The sequence below is a fragment of the Maritimimonas sp. 2205BS37-2 genome (assembly GCF_056591755.1).
In genome coordinates this window covers 1,098,504-1,117,562 of the sequence record NZ_JBWQOI010000001.1, presented here as the reverse complement: position 1 = coordinate 1,117,562, position 19,059 = coordinate 1,098,504, and the positions used below count along the sequence as shown (strand labels likewise).

The 19,059-nt window shown below is 33.0% G+C and carries 22 protein-coding genes; 10 read left to right on the top strand and 12 right to left on the bottom strand.

Annotated elements, in window-relative coordinates; translation table 11 throughout:
• The first annotated feature begins 18 nt into the window (after positions 1 to 18).
• Entirely contained in the window at positions 19 to 714 is a 696-nt protein-coding gene (locus AC1EUU_RS05360; RefSeq protein ID WP_480200351.1) for a response regulator transcription factor, read from the top strand.
• A gap of 28 nt (positions 715 to 742) precedes the next feature.
• Positions 743 to 1,363, top strand: coding sequence for an L-threonylcarbamoyladenylate synthase (locus AC1EUU_RS05355; RefSeq protein WP_480200350.1), 621 nt, complete (start codon positions 743 to 745; stop codon positions 1,361 to 1,363).
• Here the strand turns inward: AC1EUU_RS05355 and AC1EUU_RS05350 are convergent.
• Both AC1EUU_RS05350 and AC1EUU_RS05345 read right to left on the bottom strand, forming a co-directional pair.
• The gene (locus tag AC1EUU_RS05350; RefSeq protein WP_480200349.1) at positions 1,358 to 1,981 is read right to left on the bottom strand and encodes a hypothetical protein; all 624 of its coding nucleotides are present in this window, start codon (positions 1,979 to 1,981) and stop codon (positions 1,358 to 1,360) included. The two genes, AC1EUU_RS05355 and AC1EUU_RS05350, sit on opposite strands and share 6 nt — an antisense overlap.
• Before the next feature lie 5 nt (positions 1,982 to 1,986).
• A complete protein-coding gene (locus AC1EUU_RS05345; protein ID WP_480200348.1) occupies positions 1,987 to 2,481 on the bottom strand; it encodes an RNA polymerase sigma factor in 495 nt (164 codons plus the stop codon).
• A gap of 121 nt (positions 2,482 to 2,602) precedes the next feature.
• Here AC1EUU_RS05345 and AC1EUU_RS05340 point away from each other — a divergent pair, with 121 nt between their 5' ends.
• Genes AC1EUU_RS05340 through AC1EUU_RS05315 form a run of 6 tightly spaced genes read left to right on the top strand, consistent with a single transcriptional unit; the run spans position 2,603 to position 7,465 of the window.
• Positions 2,603 to 3,502: a MerR family transcriptional regulator gene (locus AC1EUU_RS05340; RefSeq protein WP_480200347.1), complete on the top strand. Its 900-nt coding sequence runs from the start codon at positions 2,603 to 2,605 to the stop codon at positions 3,500 to 3,502.
• Positions 3,503 to 3,556: 54 nt separating this feature from the next.
• Complete coding sequence (locus tag AC1EUU_RS05335; RefSeq protein ID WP_480200346.1) at positions 3,557 to 5,041, top strand: phytoene desaturase family protein; 1,485 nt, start codon at positions 3,557 to 3,559, stop codon at positions 5,039 to 5,041.
• On the top strand, positions 5,025 to 5,867 hold the full coding sequence (locus AC1EUU_RS05330) for a phytoene/squalene synthase family protein (protein ID WP_480200345.1): 843 nt from the start codon (positions 5,025 to 5,027) through the stop codon (positions 5,865 to 5,867). Before AC1EUU_RS05335 ends, AC1EUU_RS05330 begins: the two co-directional genes overlap by 17 nt.
• Positions 5,868 to 5,877: 10 nt before the next feature.
• Positions 5,878 to 6,318 carry a sterol desaturase family protein gene (locus AC1EUU_RS05325; protein WP_480200344.1) on the top strand — a complete coding sequence of 147 codons (441 nt, stop codon included), beginning with the start codon at positions 5,878 to 5,880 and terminating at the stop codon, positions 6,316 to 6,318.
• On the top strand, positions 6,319 to 7,014 hold the full coding sequence (locus AC1EUU_RS05320; RefSeq protein ID WP_480200343.1) for a lycopene cyclase domain-containing protein: 696 nt from the start codon (positions 6,319 to 6,321) through the stop codon (positions 7,012 to 7,014). It begins immediately after the preceding gene.
• Entirely contained in the window at positions 7,001 to 7,465 is a 465-nt protein-coding gene (locus tag AC1EUU_RS05315) for an SRPBCC family protein (protein WP_480200342.1), read from the top strand. The genes AC1EUU_RS05320 and AC1EUU_RS05315 overlap by 14 nt, the downstream gene beginning before the upstream one ends.
• 39 nt (positions 7,466 to 7,504) lie before the next feature.
• Here AC1EUU_RS05315 and AC1EUU_RS05310 read toward each other — a convergent pair whose 3' ends face one another.
• Positions 7,505 to 7,849 (bottom strand): hypothetical protein, encoded by a 345-nt coding sequence (locus AC1EUU_RS05310; RefSeq protein ID WP_480200341.1) that lies wholly within the window; start codon positions 7,847 to 7,849, stop codon positions 7,505 to 7,507.
• A gap of 98 nt (positions 7,850 to 7,947) precedes the next feature.
• A complete protein-coding gene (locus tag AC1EUU_RS05305; protein ID WP_480200340.1) occupies positions 7,948 to 8,619 on the bottom strand; it encodes a NeuD/PglB/VioB family sugar acetyltransferase in 672 nt (223 codons plus the stop codon).
• A 163-nt stretch (positions 8,620 to 8,782) separates the two neighbouring features.
• Here AC1EUU_RS05305 and AC1EUU_RS05300 point away from each other — a divergent pair, with 163 nt between their 5' ends.
• Positions 8,783 to 10,300: a M20/M25/M40 family metallo-hydrolase gene (locus AC1EUU_RS05300; RefSeq protein ID WP_480200339.1), complete on the top strand. Its 1,518-nt coding sequence runs from the start codon at positions 8,783 to 8,785 to the stop codon at positions 10,298 to 10,300.
• Positions 10,301 to 10,320: 20 nt separating this feature from the next.
• Here AC1EUU_RS05300 and AC1EUU_RS05295 read toward each other — a convergent pair whose 3' ends face one another.
• Positions 10,321 to 11,004, bottom strand: a complete 684-nt coding sequence (locus tag AC1EUU_RS05295) for an acetyltransferase (protein ID WP_480200338.1) — start codon at positions 11,002 to 11,004, stop codon at positions 10,321 to 10,323.
• A 227-nt stretch (positions 11,005 to 11,231) separates the two neighbouring features.
• Positions 11,232 to 12,422 (bottom strand): NAD-dependent epimerase/dehydratase family protein, encoded by a 1,191-nt coding sequence (locus AC1EUU_RS05290; protein WP_480200337.1) that lies wholly within the window; start codon positions 12,420 to 12,422, stop codon positions 11,232 to 11,234.
• A gap of 209 nt (positions 12,423 to 12,631) precedes the next feature.
• Between AC1EUU_RS05290 and AC1EUU_RS05285 the strand changes: the two genes are divergently transcribed.
• Complete coding sequence (locus tag AC1EUU_RS05285; protein ID WP_480200336.1) at positions 12,632 to 14,785, top strand: TonB-dependent receptor; 2,154 nt, start codon at positions 12,632 to 12,634, stop codon at positions 14,783 to 14,785.
• A 5-nt stretch (positions 14,786 to 14,790) separates the two neighbouring features.
• Here the strand turns inward: AC1EUU_RS05285 and AC1EUU_RS05280 are convergent, their stop codons facing one another.
• The 6 genes from AC1EUU_RS05280 to AC1EUU_RS05255 all read right to left on the bottom strand — a co-directional run bounded on the left by AC1EUU_RS05280 (position 14,791) and on the right by AC1EUU_RS05255 (position 18,997).
• Positions 14,791 to 15,390 carry a MarR family winged helix-turn-helix transcriptional regulator gene (locus AC1EUU_RS05280; RefSeq protein WP_480200335.1) on the bottom strand — a complete coding sequence of 200 codons (600 nt, stop codon included), beginning with the start codon at positions 15,388 to 15,390 and terminating at the stop codon, positions 14,791 to 14,793.
• Between the two features lie 54 nt (positions 15,391 to 15,444).
• A complete protein-coding gene (locus AC1EUU_RS05275; protein ID WP_480200334.1) occupies positions 15,445 to 15,708 on the bottom strand; it encodes a DUF2024 family protein in 264 nt (87 codons plus the stop codon).
• A gap of 47 nt (positions 15,709 to 15,755) precedes the next feature.
• Positions 15,756 to 15,989 (bottom strand): thioredoxin family protein, encoded by a 234-nt coding sequence (locus AC1EUU_RS05270; protein ID WP_480200333.1) that lies wholly within the window; start codon positions 15,987 to 15,989, stop codon positions 15,756 to 15,758.
• A 340-nt stretch (positions 15,990 to 16,329) separates the two neighbouring features.
• A complete protein-coding gene (locus AC1EUU_RS05265; RefSeq protein ID WP_480200332.1) occupies positions 16,330 to 16,875 on the bottom strand; it encodes a hypothetical protein in 546 nt (181 codons plus the stop codon).
• A gap of 150 nt (positions 16,876 to 17,025) precedes the next feature.
• Entirely contained in the window at positions 17,026 to 18,603 is a 1,578-nt protein-coding gene (locus AC1EUU_RS05260) for a hypothetical protein (RefSeq protein WP_480200331.1), read from the bottom strand.
• 112 nt (positions 18,604 to 18,715) lie between these two features.
• Entirely contained in the window at positions 18,716 to 18,997 is a 282-nt protein-coding gene (locus AC1EUU_RS05255) for a DUF2188 domain-containing protein (RefSeq protein ID WP_480200330.1), read from the bottom strand.
• Positions 18,998 to 19,059 lie beyond the last annotated feature (62 nt).

Here is a 19,059-nt window from a genome sequence, read left to right as displayed (position 1 = left end):
TATATATATATAGTTAATATGGCTAATAAAAAAATATTGTTAGTAGAAGACGATCCTAATTTCGGAACGGTTCTAAAAGATTATTTAACCTTAAATGATTATTCTGTCTCTCATGCGAAAGACGGTCTTGAGGGTTTAATTATGTTTAAAAACGACGATTTCGATATCTGCATTTTAGATGTGATGATGCCTCGTAAAGATGGTTTTTCATTGGCAAAAGATATTAGATCTACCAATGCTGATGTGCCTATTATCTTTTTAACGGCAAAAACCATGAAAGAAGATGTTTTAAAAGGGTATGAAGTAGGTGCAGATGATTATCTAAATAAGCCCTTTGATTCTGAAGTATTGTTGTACAAGATTAAAGCAATCTTACAACGAAAAGAAGTTGATTCGAATACTGAAGAAGAACAACATGAATTTCAAATAGGTAAATTTCACTTAAATTCTAAGCTCAGACATTTATCTTATGATGGTGGTGAAACTAGAAAGCTGTCTCCTAAAGAAAATAAACTATTGAAAATGCTGGCTATTCACATTAATGATTTAATGCCTAGAGAGTTAGCGTTAACAAAAATTTGGAGAGACGACAATTACTTTACTTCACGTAGTATGGATGTCTATATAGCAAAATTGCGAAAGTATCTTAAGCAAGATCCAACGGTAGAAATTATCAATATACACGGAGAAGGCTTTAGATTAATTGTAAGCTAGCATTTAATTTTTTGTGTATATTGGCATCGTGGCTGAGTACATAAAAATATATAACGAAAATCCTAATCCAAAAGAGGTTGATAGGGTAGTGGCTGTTCTTCGAAAGGGAGGTTTAATTATTTACCCTACTGATACAGTCTATGGTTTAGGATGTGACATCACTAATACAAGAGCGCTAGAAAAAATTGCTCGTATTAAGAATATCAAACTTGCCAAAGCTAACTTCTCATTTATTTGTAATGATCTAAGTCATTTATCTGATTATGTTAGGCAAATTGATACACCTACCTATAAGATCTTAAAGAGAGCACTTCCGGGAGCTTATACTTTCATCCTTCCTGGAAATAATAATTTACCTAAAGCTTTTAAAAATAAAAAAACAGTAGGTATTCGTGTTCCCGATAATAATATTGCTCGCGAAATAGTGCAAGCCTTGGGTAATCCAATTATATCAACGTCTATTTACGACGAAGATGATGTTATCGAATATACTACAGATCCTGAATTAATCTTTGAGAAGTGGAAAGACCGTGTAGATGTTGTTGTAGATGGCGGATATGGAGATAATCAGGCTTCAACCGTAATTGATCTTTCACAAGACGAAGTTGAAATCGTTCGTGAGGGGAAAGGAAGTTTGGCGATACTATAACTCCTTTCCGTTATTTACCAATTCTTTATAATTCTTTTTGAGCTTATTGAGTAAAATACCATAGACTAATTGGTAGAATAACCAAAATACTCCCACAACAACCAAAGTGATTACAATTCCAATTACTAACAAACTACCGCTTCCAACATCTTCGGGTAAATTACTTAAGAAGTTGCTAGAATTAAAGGTGGTATATAAAACCAATCCAACAGCAATAGGTATCATGGCTAAATTAAACCAAATATAGTGCTTAACCGTTCTTCGGGTTTTAATAATATTTTGTATCAATCCTTTGGTAGTAGAATCAGCTGAAATCGATTTGTAATTTTTATAAAATCTATAGATAAAATAAAGGACCACTAAATATACTATGGCATAAAAGCCGATAATGTATGGAGATGCGCCAACTTCATGGTAGGGTTGCATTCTTTCGTCGTAATCTACAAAGAGATATACCAAATTAGGTAATGTAATTTCTAAGATGCTTATTATAAGTATCCACTTTACGATTGACGAAGACTTTTTATGGATAAGACTAGATAATTCATTGAATGAATATTTAGGTAAATTCTCGTCTTGTTTTTTCCAGTCTTTTTTTAATAAATCTAATTGATCCATAGCCATTACGGATTTAATATTTTCTGTAATTTCGTTTTAACTCTATTCATCTTCACTCTGGCATTTACCTCTGTAATCCCCATAGTTTCAGAAATTTCCTTATAGTTTTTATCTTCTAAGTATAAAAACACTAGTGCCTTTTCAATATCTGATAGTTTCTTTATCGCTTTATACATTAGTCGTAACTGCTCTTCTTCGGTTTCATCATATTCTCTAGCTTCAATTTTAAATAAAACTGAATCAAAATCTTGTGTTTGAATAGACCGTTTTGATTTTCTATATAAAGTAATCGCTGTATTTAAAGCGACACGATACATCCAAGTACTAAACTTCGAGTCTCCTCTAAATTTAGGGTAAGCGCGCCATAACTGAATGGTGATTTCTTGAAATAGATCATTGTGAGCATCCTGATTGTTCGTATAAAGCTTACATACTTTATGAATGATATTTTGATGCTTCTCTAGATCGCTAACAAATTTATGTTCGAGCTCTTTGGTCACTTTTGGTTAATTTGAATATAAGTAGATGAAAATGACTTTTTGTTACAACCAATTTGATAAAAGTAGTTAGAATTAAACAATTCAAAAATTAAATGTATATTTGTTTAATATCTTTTTAGTTATGTTAAACAACATAAAGACAAAATTTTCGATTAAAGACCTCGAAAATTTCACTGGCATTAAAGCACATACAATTAGAATTTGGGAAAAAAGATATAATCTTCTAGAACCCGATAGAACAGACACCAATATACGCTTTTATAATACCAATAACTTCGTCAAACTATTAAACATAAATCTATTATATAGTAATGGTTTTAAAATTTCTAAGATAGCCGAAATGTCTGAGAGTACCATTGAGTTAAAGGTTAAAGAAATAGCTTCTAATAAGGCCGTGGAAGAATCTGCACTTAATGAATTAAAATTGGCCATGGTGCATTTCGATGCCATGCGATTTAATGAAACTTACAATAAATTATTAGCTAGTAAATCTTTTCGTGAAGTGTTCACCGATGTATTTATTCCTTTTTTAGAATATATTGGTGTATTATGGCAAACTAAATCTATAAAACCAGCACATGAACACTTTATTTCAAACTTAATTATTCAAAAAATCCAGGTGAATATAGAAAAGAGTCAACCAATGAACTTTGATAAAGAAGGTAAAGTTTTTGTACTCTTTTTACCTATGGATGAAATTCATGAATTAGGATTACTTTACTTGCATTATGAGTTATGTTTACGCCAACATCATTCGATTTATCTTGGGCCCAATATCGATATAGAACATTTAAAAGACTTAACCTCACTGCATGATGAGATTAACTTTATTTCATACTTTACCGTTCAGCCAAATAATAATGAAATTAACGATTACCTAACTGAGTTAAATACAAAACTTTTAACAAATTCAAACCAGTTTTGGGTGTTAGGGCGTAAGGTTATGAATCTTCAATTAAACGGCTCTTTTCGAAATATAAAAGCTTTTAAATCAGTAAATGACTTGTTAAATATTCTATAATTTTTTTTGTCAATTTTTATTTTGTTTAATATTTTTATATATTTGTTAAACAAAATGAATACTATCATTGTCATCGGATCTGGTTTTTCTTCTTTAGCAGCTTCTTGCTATTTGGCTAAAGCGGGTTATGATGTGACCATTCTAGAAAAAAATGATACGTTAGGAGGAAGGGCAAGAATCTTTGAACGAGAAGGGTTTAAATTTGATATGGGACCTACCTGGTATTGGATGCCAGATGTATTTGAAAGTTTTTTTGCAGATTTTGAAAAATTCCCACAAGAGTATTATCAGTTAGAAAAACTGAGTCCGGCATATAAAGTATACTTTGATAAGGATGATAGCTTGGAAATAGCTGATAATTTTAAAGCTATTTGTGATGTTTTTGAAGTTATTGAACCTGGTAGCTCAAAATATCTTCAAGATTTTATTAAATCTGCTAAATTCAATTATGAGGTAGCAATTAAAGATTTGGTGTATTTACCTGGCGAATCAATTACTGAATTAATTACTCCTGTTACAATTAAGAGAGCGCATCAATTTTTTAGAAGTGTTAGTGATACGGTGCGCTCAAAAATTAAAAACCCAAAACTAAGACAAATTTTAGAGTTCCCGGTATTATTCCTTGGAGCCAAACCTACGAATACTCCTTCTTTTTATAGTTTTATGAATTATGCCGATTTCGGATTAGGCACTTGGCATCCAAAAGGAGGGATGTATGAAGTTGTAAAAGCGATGGTTACCTTGGCCATAAGCCTAGGAGTAAAAATAGAAACTAATGCGCCGGTATCTAAAATTGAGGTTCAAAATGATAAGGTGATAGGTGTTTGGATTGCTGAAAAGTTTTTAGAATGCGATATGGTATTAAGTGGAGCTGATTACCATCATACCGAAACCTTATTAGAAAAACCTTATAGACAATATTCTAATAAATATTGGGAGAATAGAACCTTCGCTCCCTCTTCACTATTGTTTTATATTGGTTTTGATAAAAAAATAAAAAATGTAAGACATCATACATTGTTTTTTGATGCTTCGTTTGATACACACGCTAAACATATTTATGATCATCCATCTTGGCCAGACAAGCCATTATTTTATGCCAGCTTTCCAAGTATAACCGATCCAACTTTTGCTCCAGATAATATGGAGGCAGGAGTTTTTTTAATACCATTGGCACCGGGTATTGAAGATACAAAAGCCATTCGTGAGCGCTATTTTAAACAAATTATTGAGCGGTTTGAAGATCTAACGCAACAATCTGTTCGGAACAATATCATTTTCAGTGAATCTTACTGTGTTAAAGATTTTATCAAAGATTATAATTCTTATAAGGGCAATGCCTACGGTTTGGCAAATACATTAACACAAACAGCTTTCTTAAGACCCAAAATTAAAAGTAAAAACGTTAAAAATTTATTCTTTACGGGACAGCTTACGGTGCCAGGTCCTGGAGTACCGCCTTCGCTAATTTCAGGTAAAATTGCTGCAAACTCAATTATGAAACACTCAAAAGCTAAGACCTATGAAACAGTTGTTTGATAAAGTTTCTCAAGAGTGTAGTAAATTGATTACACAGAAATACAGCACATCTTTTTCGTTGGCTGTAAAAATGTTAGCGCCATCCATAAGATCAGCAATTTATAACATTTATGGTTTTGTGCGCCTTGCCGATGAGATTGTAGATTCATTTCACGAATATAAAAAGGAAGAGCTCTTACTGAGTTTCGAGCGCAGTTATTACAAAGCACATATAGATGGTATAAGCCTTAATCCAATTCTAAATGCTTTTCAACAAACCGTAAAGCAATATAATATTGATGATGATTTGGTACAGGCCTTTTTAAATAGCATGAAGGCCGATCTTAGAAAGACAGAGTATTTAACTAAAGAAGAATTTGATACTTATATCTATGGTTCGGCAGACGTTGTGGGTTTAATGTGCTTAAAGGTATTTGTTAATGGTGATGAAACGAAATATAACGAGCTTAAAAAACCCGCGATGAGGTTAGGTTCCGCTTTTCAAAAGGTAAATTTTCTACGTGATCTTAAAGATGACTATGAGGTTTTAAATCGCTCTTATTTTCCGAATGTTGATTTAAAGTCATTAAACAACGCAACTAAAAAAGAAATAATTGCCGATATCGAAGAAGACTTCGATTTTGCCTATAAAAATGGTGTTTTAAAACTGCCAATTGATGCAAAATTTGGCGTTTATATGGCGTACAGGTATTATAAAAAGCTCTTAAAGAAGTTAAAAAAGATACCATCTTCTGAAATCATGGAAAAACGAATTCGTATTTCAAACCCGATGAAATTGAACCTGTTAGCCCGTAGCTATGTTAAATATAAATTGAATTTATTGTAAATTTAGTACTATGATGTATGTGTTGATAACCATTGGAGTTTTTGTTTTTATGGAGGGTGTAACATGGTTTACTCATAAATATATAATGCATGGCTTTATGTGGTACTTTCATTCAGATCATCACCAGCCAAAATACCCCAACACTTTTGAACGCAACGATATTTTCTTTGCCATTTTTGCTATACCAAGTATTTTATTATTCTATTTCGGTACGCAAAACGGGATTGATTATCGCTTCTTTATTGGTTTAGGAATTCTATTCTATGGAATTTCATATTTTTTAATACACGATGTTTTAATCCATCAACGCTTTAAATGGTTTAAAAACACAAAAAACAAATACCTAATTGGTCTTAGAAAAGCACATAAAACCCATCATAAGCATTTAAATAAAGAAGATGGTGAGTGTTTTGGTATGTTATTGGTACCATTTAAATACTTTAAAGTATAAATGTCATTATACCTATTATTAAATCTGGCAAGTATTAGTGTCCCATTGCTGTATAGTTTTGAAAAAAAGATGCAGTTTATTAAATGGTGGAAAGAAGTATTTCTGGCTATCATTATTACAGCTATCGTCTTTTTAATATGGGATGTGATTTTTACTCAAAATGGCATTTGGGGATTTAATGAAAAGTATCTAATCGGTATAGATATTATTAATTTACCATTAGAAGAATGGCTATTTTTTATTTGCATTCCATATGCGAGCATATTTATACATTATGCTTTTCAATACTTTTTTAAAGGCGTTAAGTTATCAGTCACTATAACAAACGCTATTACTATCCTATTGATTTTAATAAGCGCTGCCTTAGTGATTATGAATACAGATAAGACCTACACGTTTTATAATTATTTAATGCTAATGGCTATTTTGCTATATAGCTTACTTAGCAAAGAAAAAGAATTAAACATTTTTTATATAACTTTCTTAATTATCCTTCTTCCTTTTTTTATTGTAAACGGTATTCTTACTGGAAGCTTTATCGATGAACAAGTGGTATGGTATAATAATAGCGAAAACTTAGGGATTCGCATCAACACAATACCCATTGAAGACATAGGCTATGCATTTAGCATGATTTTTCTAAGTATTATTCTCATTGAAAAATTTAAAAAAGTATTTCGTCATGAAGGTATATAAGCTTGAAACCATACAAGTTATTAATACTTCATTAAGTGAATGCTGGCAATTTTTTTCAAACCCGCAGAACTTAAAAATAATCACCCCAGATTATTTAGGATTTGAGATTATAGAAGAATTAGAAAATAAAATGTATGCCGGACAGATCATTCAATACTATGTTAAACCACTTTTAGGAATCCCGATAAAATGGGTAACCGAAATCACACAAGTAAAAGAATATGCGTTTTTTATTGATGAGCAACGTATGGGCCCTTATAAATTATGGCATCATAAACATTTCTTTAAAGAAGCTAATGGTAAAGTTGAAATGCAAGATGTAGTACATTATGCATTGCCATTAGGATTTTTAGGGCGGGTTGCTCATCAATTATTTATCAAAAAGCAGTTAAGTGCCATTTTTGAATACCGATATAAAAAAGTAAATGAATTATTAAATGCAAAAGCTTGATCCATGCTTAGGTGGTAACGCAGCGCATCATGAGGTATTTTATTTTTTCCTTTTGGAGGTAGGCTTAGGAGGTAAAGACATAACATATTCATAACTTTCATCTAAGGTAGCAGCTAATAGTTCCATGTTGCTGTATAAATGCTCTGGTATGAGCACATAATCTCGCATTACTGCACCATAAGAGCGATACTCAGTAGTATTGTGCTTATCCTTAAATGCTTTTTGAGACTCTTTAGAAAGTCGTATACCAATTTCACAGGCTTTGTTAAATAAAGAGAACATATAACCGTTTGCAGAAGTGTAAGGCATTGTTTTTCCTTTGCGTTCAAATTTGGAATTTGTGGCTATAAGCTGATCGTAGAATTTTAATTTTTCTTCCCACATGATTATGATGATTAGTGATTAAATTTACTATGTTTTTTTTTAATCACTTCATCGATACGTTCTTCAGCAAAGTATAAATCGGTATTTGAGCGTAGAAATTATCCAGATTTCAAGAATCGCTCACCGTATTCTCTATTTCTTATAATTCTTGCAGGATTTCCATAGGCAACAATGTTTTCTGGCAAGTCTTTAAGCACTACTGCTCCGGCACCTACAACGGTATTTTCACCAATGGTAATTCTATCTATTATTGTAACTCCTAAAGTAACGGAACAATAACGTTCTATGACCACTTTTCCACCGGTAATTGAACCTGATGATAATAAAGCAAATTCGCCCATCTTGCTATCATGACCAAGCTGTGCGCCTGTATTTAAAATACAAAAATCTTCAACGGTGCTTTGTGCATTTACAATAACGCCAGCCATCATAAGAATTCCGGTTCCAATTTTAGTATTTCTTCCAATGGTAGCCGAAGGATGAATTGCATTTACAAATTTAAACCTGGGTACTCTAGCAACAATTTCATCTCTAACAAACCTTCTGCTCGAATTGTCTCCTATAGCTATAAAACCAGCATCAATTTTGTATTCTTTAATTAATGAAGTAATATCTTCCTGCCTTCCGATTACCTTATAGCCAAAAGATTCTGAACCAATTTCTGCTAAAGAATCAATAATACCTACAATGGTGTATTCTTCATTAATTTCAAATATATCTATGCACACATTGGCGTGTAGTCCGCCGCCGAAAATCACAATATTTTTCATTGTTCCCCTTATTTACATTTTTATAACGCAATAATACCCCTTTTATGTTATGTGTAATGTAGATTATGTTTATTTTAAGATTATTGTTTTAGAAGATTTCATTAAAAGTGAGGTATTATTTATAACTTGCTTACAATTATTCAGATACTATCCCATTCTTATTATGAGAAAATATATTTTCCTTTTTGTTTTAGCAATTTTTTCACTATCAAGCTTAAAAGCTCAAATAAAGGCTAAAAATCTAGATGAACTATCACTGCAATACGCTAAAGAATCATTTGATGAGCTTGCTGAATTTTTTAGTATACCAAATGATGCAAATTACCCAGAGCAAATTGAACCTAATGTAAAATGGTGTGAAAAGGCTTTTGCAAAACGCGGATTTAAAACAGAACGTTTAATTACAGAAACGGTACCCTTATTGCTCGCAACAAAATTAAATCCAAAAGCAAACAAAACAGTACTTGTATATCTTCAGGTCGATGGGCAACCTGTTGATACAACCAAGTGGTTTCAACCCGATCCATACAAACCAGTTTTAAAAGAGAAAGATGAAAAAGGAGACTGGCAAACCATCCCATGGGAAAAACTAAATGGTGAGGTCAACCCAGATTGGCGCATTTTTTCACGATCAGCTTCAGATGCGCGTGGACCAGATGTGATGTTCTTAAAAGCGATGGATATCTTAAATGACCATAATTACAACCCTAACTTTAATTTAAAAGTGATTATGGATTTTGAAGAAGAATTAGGCTCACCAAGATTACCAAAGGCAGTATTGGCCAATAAAGAAAAGCTATCAGCAGATATGTTGGTTATTTTCGATGGGCCGAGACATTTGTCGAATCAACCAACACTTTCATATGGAGCTCGTGGTATTGCCACTATTTCACTAGAAGTTTTTGGCCCCAGAGTACCACTGCATAGTGGTAATTATGGTAATTATGCACCGAATCCGGCTGTTAAATTATCGCAGCTATTGGCAACCATGTGGCATAAAGATGGGCGTGTAGCTATAAATGGTTGGTATGATGGTATTACAATTTCTAATGACGTCAAAGAAATACTAAAACAAGTACCTGATGACGAAGTACAAATACAAAAAGATTTTGGTATTTCTCATACTGATAATATTGGCTCTAATTTTCAAGAAGCCATACAATATCCTGCTTTAGGAATCTTAGGCTTAGAAGCAGCTTGGGTGGGAAAGGAAACGCGTACTATTATTCCGGCAACGGCCGTGGCTGAATTAAATATACGTTTGGTAAAAGAAACAGAGGGTGAGAAAATGGTAGGCCTCTTAAAGAAGCATATTAAAGATCAGGGCTATTATTTAGTAGATAAAGAACCTACTGAAGAGGAGCGCATGGAACAGAAGAATATTATACGTTTTAATTACGAAGTTTCTTATGGTGCTTTTAGAACTGAGTTTAATACTGAAGTAGGTGCGTGGTTACGCAAGGGCATGCGCAAAGCATTTGGTAAAGATCCGATTCAAATACGAACCATGGGTGGTTCTATACCCATTTCACCTTTTGTTATCACACTTGGTGTTCCGGCAGTTGGGGTTCCAACTGTGAACCCCGATAACAACCAGCACAGCCCCAACGAAAATATAAGATTGGGTAATTATATAGAAGGTATAAAGACAATTACAGCTATTCTATCGGAAAAATTATAATAGAATAGCTATAATTTAGTTTAACCAGATTTTAAAAAGCGTTCTCTGGGCTCTCGGCTTCTTATAGATTTCGCCGGTGAGCCGTATGCAAGCACATTATTAGGTAAATCATTTAAAACTGTTGATCCTGAACCTACAACCGTATTTTCACCAATGGTCAATCGATCAATAATGGTAACGCCTAATGTAATGGCTGCGAAGCGTTTAATAATTACTTTACCACCCGTTATTGATCCAGATGATAATAATGAAAATTCTCCCATTTTACTATCATGACCAAGCTGTGCTCCGGTATTTAAAATACAGAAATCTTCAACTTCACTCTGTGCATTAACAATTACGCCGGCCATCATCAAAATACCAGTTCCAATTTTTGCATTCTTTCCAATAATGGCAGTTTGATGTATTGCATTCACAAAGTTAAAATCAGGCATTCTTGCCACAATTTCATCTCTTACATGCTTTCTGCTATAGTTGTCTCCAATAGCAATAAAACCACCATGTAACTTGTGTTTTTTCGATAAAAGAACAATATCCTCTTGTCTACCTATTATTTCATAGCCAGAAGAATAAGAGCCGATTTCAGCCAAAGAATCTATAATACCTACGATGGTATATTCTTTAGTAGCCTCGAGAATATCAATACAAACATTAGAATGCAAGCCTCCACCAAAAATTACGATATTTTTCTTTTCCTTTCCCATAACAATTTTTTTAAAACTAATTACTCAGATTGCTTTAACTATATGTGGTAGCGCTCAGATTTGATGCTCTATGTATTAGACACCAAAGATTTAAAAAGGTCACTATATTGACCCAATTATGTTTAGGTTAAAGAATTTGAATATGATGTATGTGAATGGAGATTTGCCTTAAAATTGCTGTAGTTTACTAACAACTGGTTTCGTATAAAGTTTAATTAATTCTCCAGTTATTTTTGATAGACTTTCCACTTTTTAATTAGATCTTCTTGACGATTATGCAACTCATTTTTGTCTGATAGGAATTTCGCTTTTCGTTCTTTTGATACGGCGTCAGAGTTCCACCAGTTATAGGTATCAAGTACCGTTTTTTCCAACTTTCTGAATGTTAGTCCGTTCTTTTTAGAGTGCTCATTGTTTACACGTGAAATACCATGGAATTTTTCTGAATCCAGAACCCATGGGGCTTGAAAGCTAAATTCATTTTTTCTTAAGAAATCATGATCATCAATATGCACGAAATCAATTTTTGAATTAAAGGCCTTATGTGCGTTTTGTGCAAATGTAGTTATGTTCATTTCGCTTTCTGGGCCCACACCGTTAAAGGTTCCTGAGGTTTTATTTTCAATTAAACGTATTGTCCAATCTGCAATATCTCGAATATCAATGTATTGTACCGGATCATCTTTTTTACCCGGAATGATAACGCTCCCTTGCTGAGATAGCCTTGTGGGCCAGTACAAAAATCGATTGGTTCTATCACCTGGGCCCATCATAAATGTTGGGCGTACAATTGCTGTTCTTTCATTTCCAAAGATCCGTTTTGCTTCAAGTTCTGAATTCGCTTTCATAACTCCATAATCATACGTGAATTTTTCATCACCTGTAGCGTCTTGAGGAACTTTTAAAACCAACGAATCGCCTTCGTTTACATTTGCCTTGTAGTAAGGATAAAATACACTCACAGAAGAAATATAGACATACATACCAGCATGATCTTTTAAAAGCTCGGCAGTTGCTTTAGTCCATTCAACTTTTCGGCCAGAGTTATCTATCACGGCATCCCATTTTCGTCCTTTTAAGGCTTCTAGATTGTTCTCCCTATCTCCAACTAAATGTTCAGCCTTTGCATAAGCTTCTTGAAGAATTGTTGGTTTTGTTTTACCTCTGGTAAAAGTGGTTATTTTATGCCCTCTTTTTATAGCATAGGCAATTTGATGAGGGCCTAAAAAGCTAGAACCTCCAAGTATTAAAATATTAAGTGGTTTTTTAGAGCTTTTACCGAATGCATATGCCGGATTTGCAAATTCTTGATTAATAGCATATAATGATGGACTACCAATGGATACTAGAGCCGATGCTTTTAAACTCTTTTCAATAAAAGATCTGCGGGAAGTTGAATGAACCTTATTTTTTTTCATGGTTTGATAAATTGTATCAAACTAATTTAATGATTTTTTTAGCAACTTCTTTTTTGTTCATAAATACCTTGACTTAGACTATAAAAAATGCAGATTAAAAGTTTTGCAATTATATACCAACAACTCATCCTTTCATTTTTACACTTCGGTAGTTCTTTTTATGAATCTTTTACTTTTCGGAGAACATTTGCTGCATAAAATCAACGCAAATGAAAACCATATTTACTTTAATCTTTTCAATTTTTATGACACAACTCATGGCACAAAACACCATTTCGGGTATGGTTACCGATAAAAAAGGAGTTCCTATTGTAGGTGCGAATGTCTATTTACAAAATACCTATGACGGTGCTACTACAGATAACGAAGGTAAATTCGCTTTCTTAACGGATGAAAGTGGTGTACAAACGCTGGTTATTTCTTATTTATCATTTAAAACCTACACGCATGTGGCTGATGTTGCACTGCTTAAAGAACTTAAAATTATCCTTAAAGAAGAAGTCAATACCCTTGATGCTGTGGTGCTTTCTGCTGGTTCATTTCAGGCAGGTGATAATACCAAAGTTTCGGTAATGGGGCCCATAGATGTGGTAACTACCGCAGGTGTTGCAGGTGATTTTATAGCAGCGTTGCAGACTTTACCTGGATCGCAAACCGTAGGTGAAGATGGCCGTTTATTTGTTCGTGGAGGTACTGCAGAAGAAACACAAGTATTTATTGATGGACTACAAGTATTTAAACCTTATTCACCTACCGCTAATAATGTACCTACCCGAGGACGCTATTCTCCGTTTTTGTTTGATGGTATTACCTTTAGCACAGGAGGTTATTCGGCTGAATATGGTAATGCCTTATCGAGTGTATTATTATTAAATACGATAGATGAACCTAACCAAAGCGAAACGAATCTTTCCTTTATGACGGTTGGTGGTGGTGTAGGGCATACTAAAAAATGGGAAAAAGATGCCTTAAGTATCAATACCGCGTATATTAATATTGCACCGTATAATGCTTTGGTGCCAGACGATAATAAATGGAATAAATTGCCAGAATCGATTTCAGGAGAAGCAGTGTATAGACATCATACGAAAAATGGACTTTTTAAATTTTATTCCGCTTTTGAATCTTTAAATTTCGATGTTGAGCAACGAGACATCAACTTTGAAGATTTAGTACGCTTTGATCTTAAGAACAACAATTGGTATACGAATTTGTCATACGACGGATTTTTGAGCGATAGAACAAAGCTAACAGCCGGATTAAGCTATACCAATAGTGATACAAAAGTTACCATTATCGATACAGATGTTAGCGCTATCGAAAATGCAGTACATCTTAAAGTCAAGCTAAAGCATAATTTTAGCAATCAGTTTAAATTAAGTTATGGTGCTGAGTTTCAGTCTACCCATTTCAATGAAGATGGTATTGCAAACCAAACCAATCCTTTCAGCTATAGTTTTACCAATAATTTAAGCGCTGCCTTTACAGAAGCCGACATCTATTTTTCCAATGATTTTGCAGCTAAATTGGGTGTAAGAGCTGACCATTCAGCATTGTTCGATGAACTGATGTTCTCACCACGCTTATCGCTAGCCTATAAGTTTAATAAGTATGCACAATTATCATTGGCTTATGGCGATTTTTATCAAATGCCACTTAATGATGAATTAAAGATTACACAAGACTTAGAATTGCAAAAAGCGACGCACTACATTTTAAATTATCAATATAAAAAGAACCGAAGATTATTCAGGGCAGAGGCTTTTTATAAAGACTATAACAACCTATTGCAGTATGATACAGCGTTTGGACGACCCGTTGGCAATTTTAGTAATGATGGCTTTGGTTTTGCAAAAGGATTAGATATTTTCTTTAAAGATTCAAAAACAATAAAGAATCTACAGTATTGGTTTTCTTATTCTTACTTAGATACAAAACGTAAGTTTCAAAATTATCCAGAAGAGGTAATGCCTAGTTTTGCTAGTAAGCATAATGCCTCGTTAGTTGGGAAGTATTGGATCGAAAAATGGCGCTCTCAGGTGGGCACAACCTATACTTTTGCAAGTGGAAGGCCTTATAATAACCTAAATAGCTCAGAATTTATGGATGGCAGAACAAAGAGTTTTAATAACTTGAGCTTTAACTGGGCCTATTTAATTTCACAGCAAAAGATCTTATATTTTTCTGCTACGAATGTTTTAGGTTTTAAGAATGTTTTTGGGTATGATTATGCCACAACGCCTAATAACAACGGAACTTTTGATCGGCAAGCGGTGGTTCCTAGTTCAGATCGTTTCTTTTTTGTAGGGTTTTTCTGGACAATAAGTGAAGATAAGACGAAGAATCAGTTAGATAACTTATAGGAGTATTAACTAGCCGCTTCAAACTCTGGGCAATCAATTCGAATAGCTGTAGGTTTCAGTGAGGTTTCTAATAGCTTACAGTAGCTACCTTCGCTAGTTACTTCATAAAATCTACAGGCATAACAGGTACGCTGTACCGAAAGTATCCCATTTTGATGAAGCTTATAGATTAAGGTGCTAATGGTTTGAAATAAATCTGTTAGATTATTTTCATTGAGCCCTGAAAGCTGATTCGTAATTGGCTGTGCGAAATTTTCGGTTTGGGCTACAGCTTTTTTACCTTTTTCTGAGAGTAAAATGCTATAACTGCGACTATCTTCAGAAGAATGATCTTTTAAAACTAGTTCTTTTTTTACCAAAACCCGTATGGCGTCGCTAATGGTAGGTTTGGTAACGTTAAATTCTTTGGCCAAGTGACTTACACTACATAACTCTGATTTATGGTAGGCTACAAAAATTAAGATTTGTATTTGAATGGGGCTTACGCCTAATTCTTTGGCTTTTTCCCATAGCAATACCTTAAAAGCCTCAGAAATGCGCTCTAATCCGGCAACGATTTTATTACTGAGGTATCGTTCTTGGTTTTTAGGGTTAAAATCACTCATATAAAAGCCCGTCGAGATAAGGCACGACAGGCAAAGTTAGCATTCCTAATTAAATTAAGAATAATTTTCTAATTCTATAATGGCATAACCATGAGTATTGATTTCTTGCACTACTTCACTAGGTGCTTCTTCAATATGGCAAAATTGACATTCTTTGGCGGTAAGCGCCCCTGTTTTAAAAGACTTGGTAGCTAAATAACTTTTACCATAGGCGTGAATGGCTTCAATATCGTTAAACTTACTCGGTACCAAAATATCAAAGTGCATGGTGTTACCATCTTCGCGTTGCACATAGGTATCGTAAACTGAAACTTTCATAAATGATGATTTTAAATTAGGAATCCTAACTATTAATACTAAAAAATTTAACCTTTTACATCGGCCATTGAAGCCCCATAGTTAATATGTAATACATTTCCGTTTGGGGTTACCAAGGCTGGTACCGATTTCACACCTGCGTTTTCTGCAGTTGCTATTTGCGACTTGTCGGTACCTAAATGCACGATGTCTACGTTGTTTGAACCAACAAGAGCTACGATGTCATGCTCGGCACTTACGCATACAGGGCAACCTGCATGATAAAAAATTGATTTACTCATAATATTATTTTTTAAATGATTAGAATACAAATATAGTAAGGAATCCTAACTAAATAAAAACTATCAATGATTTTTTTAATTAGTAAAGAGGATTAATTTAATCTTCAACTTATATTTTATTGAAAATCAGCTTAATACAATTATTTGATTAATTAAACCTTTTGGGGAGTGCTAGATCAACTAATATGAATCGAGAATAATTCTATAGTAAAAAATGTATCATAACGTCAGTTCGAGTGAAATTGTGAAACAATTTTGTATCGAGAACTCTTTAGAATCAGGCCGCTTCTCGATACAGTTTTACACATTACATTCATAAAACCGCTCAAAGTGACATACTCTAATTAGAGTATAGTTTCAATTCTAACTCGGCTAAAGATAATTTGTAAAACTCTGGTATTGCAGTTTGCAGTCGTTTTGCCAAATCAATAATCTCTAAATATTCTTCGACAGATTTTATTTGTGTCCAGGGTTTGATGGATACAGTGTTAAGATTTAATTGTTTCGCCTGCTTATTAAGAATTACCTGTATATTTCTATCTATTGGAAAGTGGGGCGGGGTAGGGATTAATTTTAAGCACCATACATATTTTAAAAAAAGGTTGAGTACTTTTTGGCTTACTCCAATATTAAGTTGCCCACCTTTTAGCAAATTAGCATAGTCTTTAGTATGTTCTGAGAGTTTCGCTATATTTTTTAGATGTTGTTCTTCTGTACAGGGTTTAAAGTATTGCTCCGCAATAAAACTCTCTAGATCTTCTTTAAGCTCATTTTTAAAGCGCTCTTTGAGCGCTTCGTCTGCATCTGGTTTATAGATACCAGCGCGTTGAAAAGCACCAGCTATAGAGAGTTGCCATAATTCATTGATGATAAAGTTACTTTTCATGAGGTTAATTTAGGGTTTTGGCATTTGCTAGATTATGATTCCGTTTAATGAAAGCGCACGAATCATTTTTCGCCACGACTTAAAGATAATTAATAAGATCTAATCTTTGGTAGGTAGCAAATAAAACCTTATTAATTTTAAACAAAGCCATTACTTCCCTAATAATTTATCTGCTTTTTCGATTCCCTTGTCGAGTAATTTGTCTAAAAGATTTCTTTCTTTTTTATTAATTGATTTTTTATCAAAGGGAGAATCATAAATCTTAGCAACAGTTTCATTTATGAATTTAAGCGTTTCAGGATTGTCTTTTTCCCTCTCAATCAAATCTTTGTAGGACATTAAGGATATTGAAAGAACAGACCTATATGAATATTCTTCCACTAGTTTTTTACGAAAATTATATTCTTGAATTAAAAAGCCATCTAATAACGCTAGAGGAACAATGAATAATAATTTGGCTATGAATTTAGCATCGAACGGGTTGCTAGTCATAGGATTTATTGAGAAAAATTCTAAACTTACACCTCTAATAGATACTATTGAAACTATTAAAAATATAGAATTAAATAAAATTATGTATAAGTAATTTCCATTTTTTTTATTCTTTTTAGGTTTCTTTTCTTTATAGAAAAAAAATAAATTTACTAATATAAGTGGTAATGCTAGAATCGAAAAGATCCAAAAATTAAAATTGGTAAAAGAATCAATTTTTATCCCAGATAAATCAATTCCAAATATCAGTAGAAAGGCTATCAATAAAATCAAAATATTTGTAGCAAATATACCAGTTAACCAATATCGAAGTTCTTTTTCAATTTGTCGTTTCCTAGCGTTGAATGCACGATATAACCTTGACGCTGTTGCACCTTCTAGTAGTTTTTTTGCTTCATTTAGATAAGATTTGATCTCATTTCTAATGTCATTATTTTCACTTAGTATTCCATCGACGTGATTTCGATATTCCTCTTCCTTTTCAGTTTTTAGAATAGTAATTTCATCGCCAAATTTCTTCAAAGTGTTTTGTACATTTTGAGAATTGGCATAAGCTGAATCAAGAACATTTTTTTTAGTGTTAATATCGGTTTCAACATCAAGTATTTTTTGGTTTACATCATTTATATCGTCCTTGACTTTTTTTACTTCATTAAAATTTTCCTCAATTACTCCCAAAATATTGGAAGATGAACTTTGGACACTTTGAATATTGTTTATGAGATTGGTTGCCTCATTATTTTTATTTTGTAAATTCTTCAAAATTTCAAGAGAATCATCAATTTCTTTTAGATATTTATTATACCGTCTTTTTTGTTTGGTTAAATTTTGTAGTTCCTTTTCATAATTTTGCCCACCCTGAAGTTTTGAAACTAAATTAGTTTGATCCAGATAATCTTGTAAATTATTAATACTATTAATAGTAGCATTTAATAAATTTCTACCTTGAGGATTGCTTGAATCGAACCCTTGATTTTTATAGTTAATTATGTTTTGATTTATATTATTTATCATAGACCAAACTGCTTTTCGTTTTGTTTCTGGAATTTGATCAAATAATCCTTTTTCAATTGTTTCAACAATAAGAGGTGATATACTTTGAAAATAAGATATCCTTTCTCCAATTTCTGATTCACCATAAACATAATTCGCTGATTTTGATAAAGTATCACTCAAAATCTCAATAAAATTATCATTTTTTAATGTTCTAAGTATATTTGTTGATGTTGCCTTCATAGTTGATTTATAGATTTATAAACACCCATAAAGATCAAAATTTATATATTAGAATGGAACAGGGTTTTTCCTATTTTTGACAGGGTGTTTTCCCCATTTTTTTCAAAAGAGATTAATCATAACTCACCCGATCGCGTATACCTCCTTCTTTTCGATGGATGATCACATCAGCCTTATATTTTCTAGCAATAGTTTTGGCTTTATTAATAGCCGTAGTTTGTTTACGATGCTTTGAGGTAATGCGTTTATTGCCTTCGCGGCGTACGGCCCAACCATCTTCATAAGGTACTACATGCTGATGCCAGGTTCTTTTTTTAGTACCACTACTCTTAAAAAAGACATCCACCAATTGTTCTAAAAGATCTAACCAAAAGTTGGATTTGCTCTTCGGCATTGTTTATAATAATTATTAGGTATCGCCTAAGATATCATTTTTCTAATTGATTTAGGTGTGTT

What these genes read in the sequence shown, in the direction of transcription:
- AC1EUU_RS05360 (WP_480200351.1), top strand. Translation starts at nt 19, where the DNA reads ATGGCTAATAAAAAAATATTGTTAGTAGAAGACGATCCTAATTTCGGA.
- AC1EUU_RS05280 (WP_480200335.1), bottom strand. Translation starts at nt 15,390, where the DNA reads ATGAGTGATTTTAACCCTAAAAACCAAGAACGATACCTCAGTAATAAA.
- AC1EUU_RS05285 (WP_480200336.1), top strand. Translation starts at nt 12,632, where the DNA reads ATGAAAACCATATTTACTTTAATCTTTTCAATTTTTATGACACAACTC.
- AC1EUU_RS05260 (WP_480200331.1), bottom strand. Translation starts at nt 18,603, where the DNA reads ATGAAGGCAACATCAACAAATATACTTAGAACATTAAAAAATGATAAT.
- AC1EUU_RS05320 (WP_480200343.1), top strand. Translation starts at nt 6,319, where the DNA reads ATGTCATTATACCTATTATTAAATCTGGCAAGTATTAGTGTCCCATTG.
- AC1EUU_RS05340 (WP_480200347.1), top strand. Translation starts at nt 2,603, where the DNA reads ATGTTAAACAACATAAAGACAAAATTTTCGATTAAAGACCTCGAAAAT.
- AC1EUU_RS05300 (WP_480200339.1), top strand. Translation starts at nt 8,783, where the DNA reads ATGAGAAAATATATTTTCCTTTTTGTTTTAGCAATTTTTTCACTATCA.
- AC1EUU_RS05315 (WP_480200342.1), top strand. Translation starts at nt 7,001, where the DNA reads ATGAAGGTATATAAGCTTGAAACCATACAAGTTATTAATACTTCATTA.
- AC1EUU_RS05305 (WP_480200340.1), bottom strand. Translation starts at nt 8,619, where the DNA reads ATGAAAAATATTGTGATTTTCGGCGGCGGACTACACGCCAATGTGTGC.
- AC1EUU_RS05350 (WP_480200349.1), bottom strand. Translation starts at nt 1,981, where the DNA reads ATGGATCAATTAGATTTATTAAAAAAAGACTGGAAAAAACAAGACGAG.
- AC1EUU_RS05290 (WP_480200337.1), bottom strand. Translation starts at nt 12,422, where the DNA reads ATGAAAAAAAATAAGGTTCATTCAACTTCCCGCAGATCTTTTATTGAA.
- AC1EUU_RS05270 (WP_480200333.1), bottom strand. Translation starts at nt 15,989, where the DNA reads ATGAGTAAATCAATTTTTTATCATGCAGGTTGCCCTGTATGCGTAAGT.
- AC1EUU_RS05255 (WP_480200330.1), bottom strand. Translation starts at nt 18,997, where the DNA reads ATGCCGAAGAGCAAATCCAACTTTTGGTTAGATCTTTTAGAACAATTG.
- AC1EUU_RS05265 (WP_480200332.1), bottom strand. Translation starts at nt 16,875, where the DNA reads ATGAAAAGTAACTTTATCATCAATGAATTATGGCAACTCTCTATAGCT.
- AC1EUU_RS05275 (WP_480200334.1), bottom strand. Translation starts at nt 15,708, where the DNA reads ATGAAAGTTTCAGTTTACGATACCTATGTGCAACGCGAAGATGGTAAC.
- AC1EUU_RS05325 (WP_480200344.1), top strand. Translation starts at nt 5,878, where the DNA reads ATGATGTATGTGTTGATAACCATTGGAGTTTTTGTTTTTATGGAGGGT.
- AC1EUU_RS05295 (WP_480200338.1), bottom strand. Translation starts at nt 11,004, where the DNA reads ATGGGAAAGGAAAAGAAAAATATCGTAATTTTTGGTGGAGGCTTGCAT.
- AC1EUU_RS05310 (WP_480200341.1), bottom strand. Translation starts at nt 7,849, where the DNA reads ATGTGGGAAGAAAAATTAAAATTCTACGATCAGCTTATAGCCACAAAT.
- AC1EUU_RS05335 (WP_480200346.1), top strand. Translation starts at nt 3,557, where the DNA reads ATGAATACTATCATTGTCATCGGATCTGGTTTTTCTTCTTTAGCAGCT.
- AC1EUU_RS05330 (WP_480200345.1), top strand. Translation starts at nt 5,025, where the DNA reads ATGAAACAGTTGTTTGATAAAGTTTCTCAAGAGTGTAGTAAATTGATT.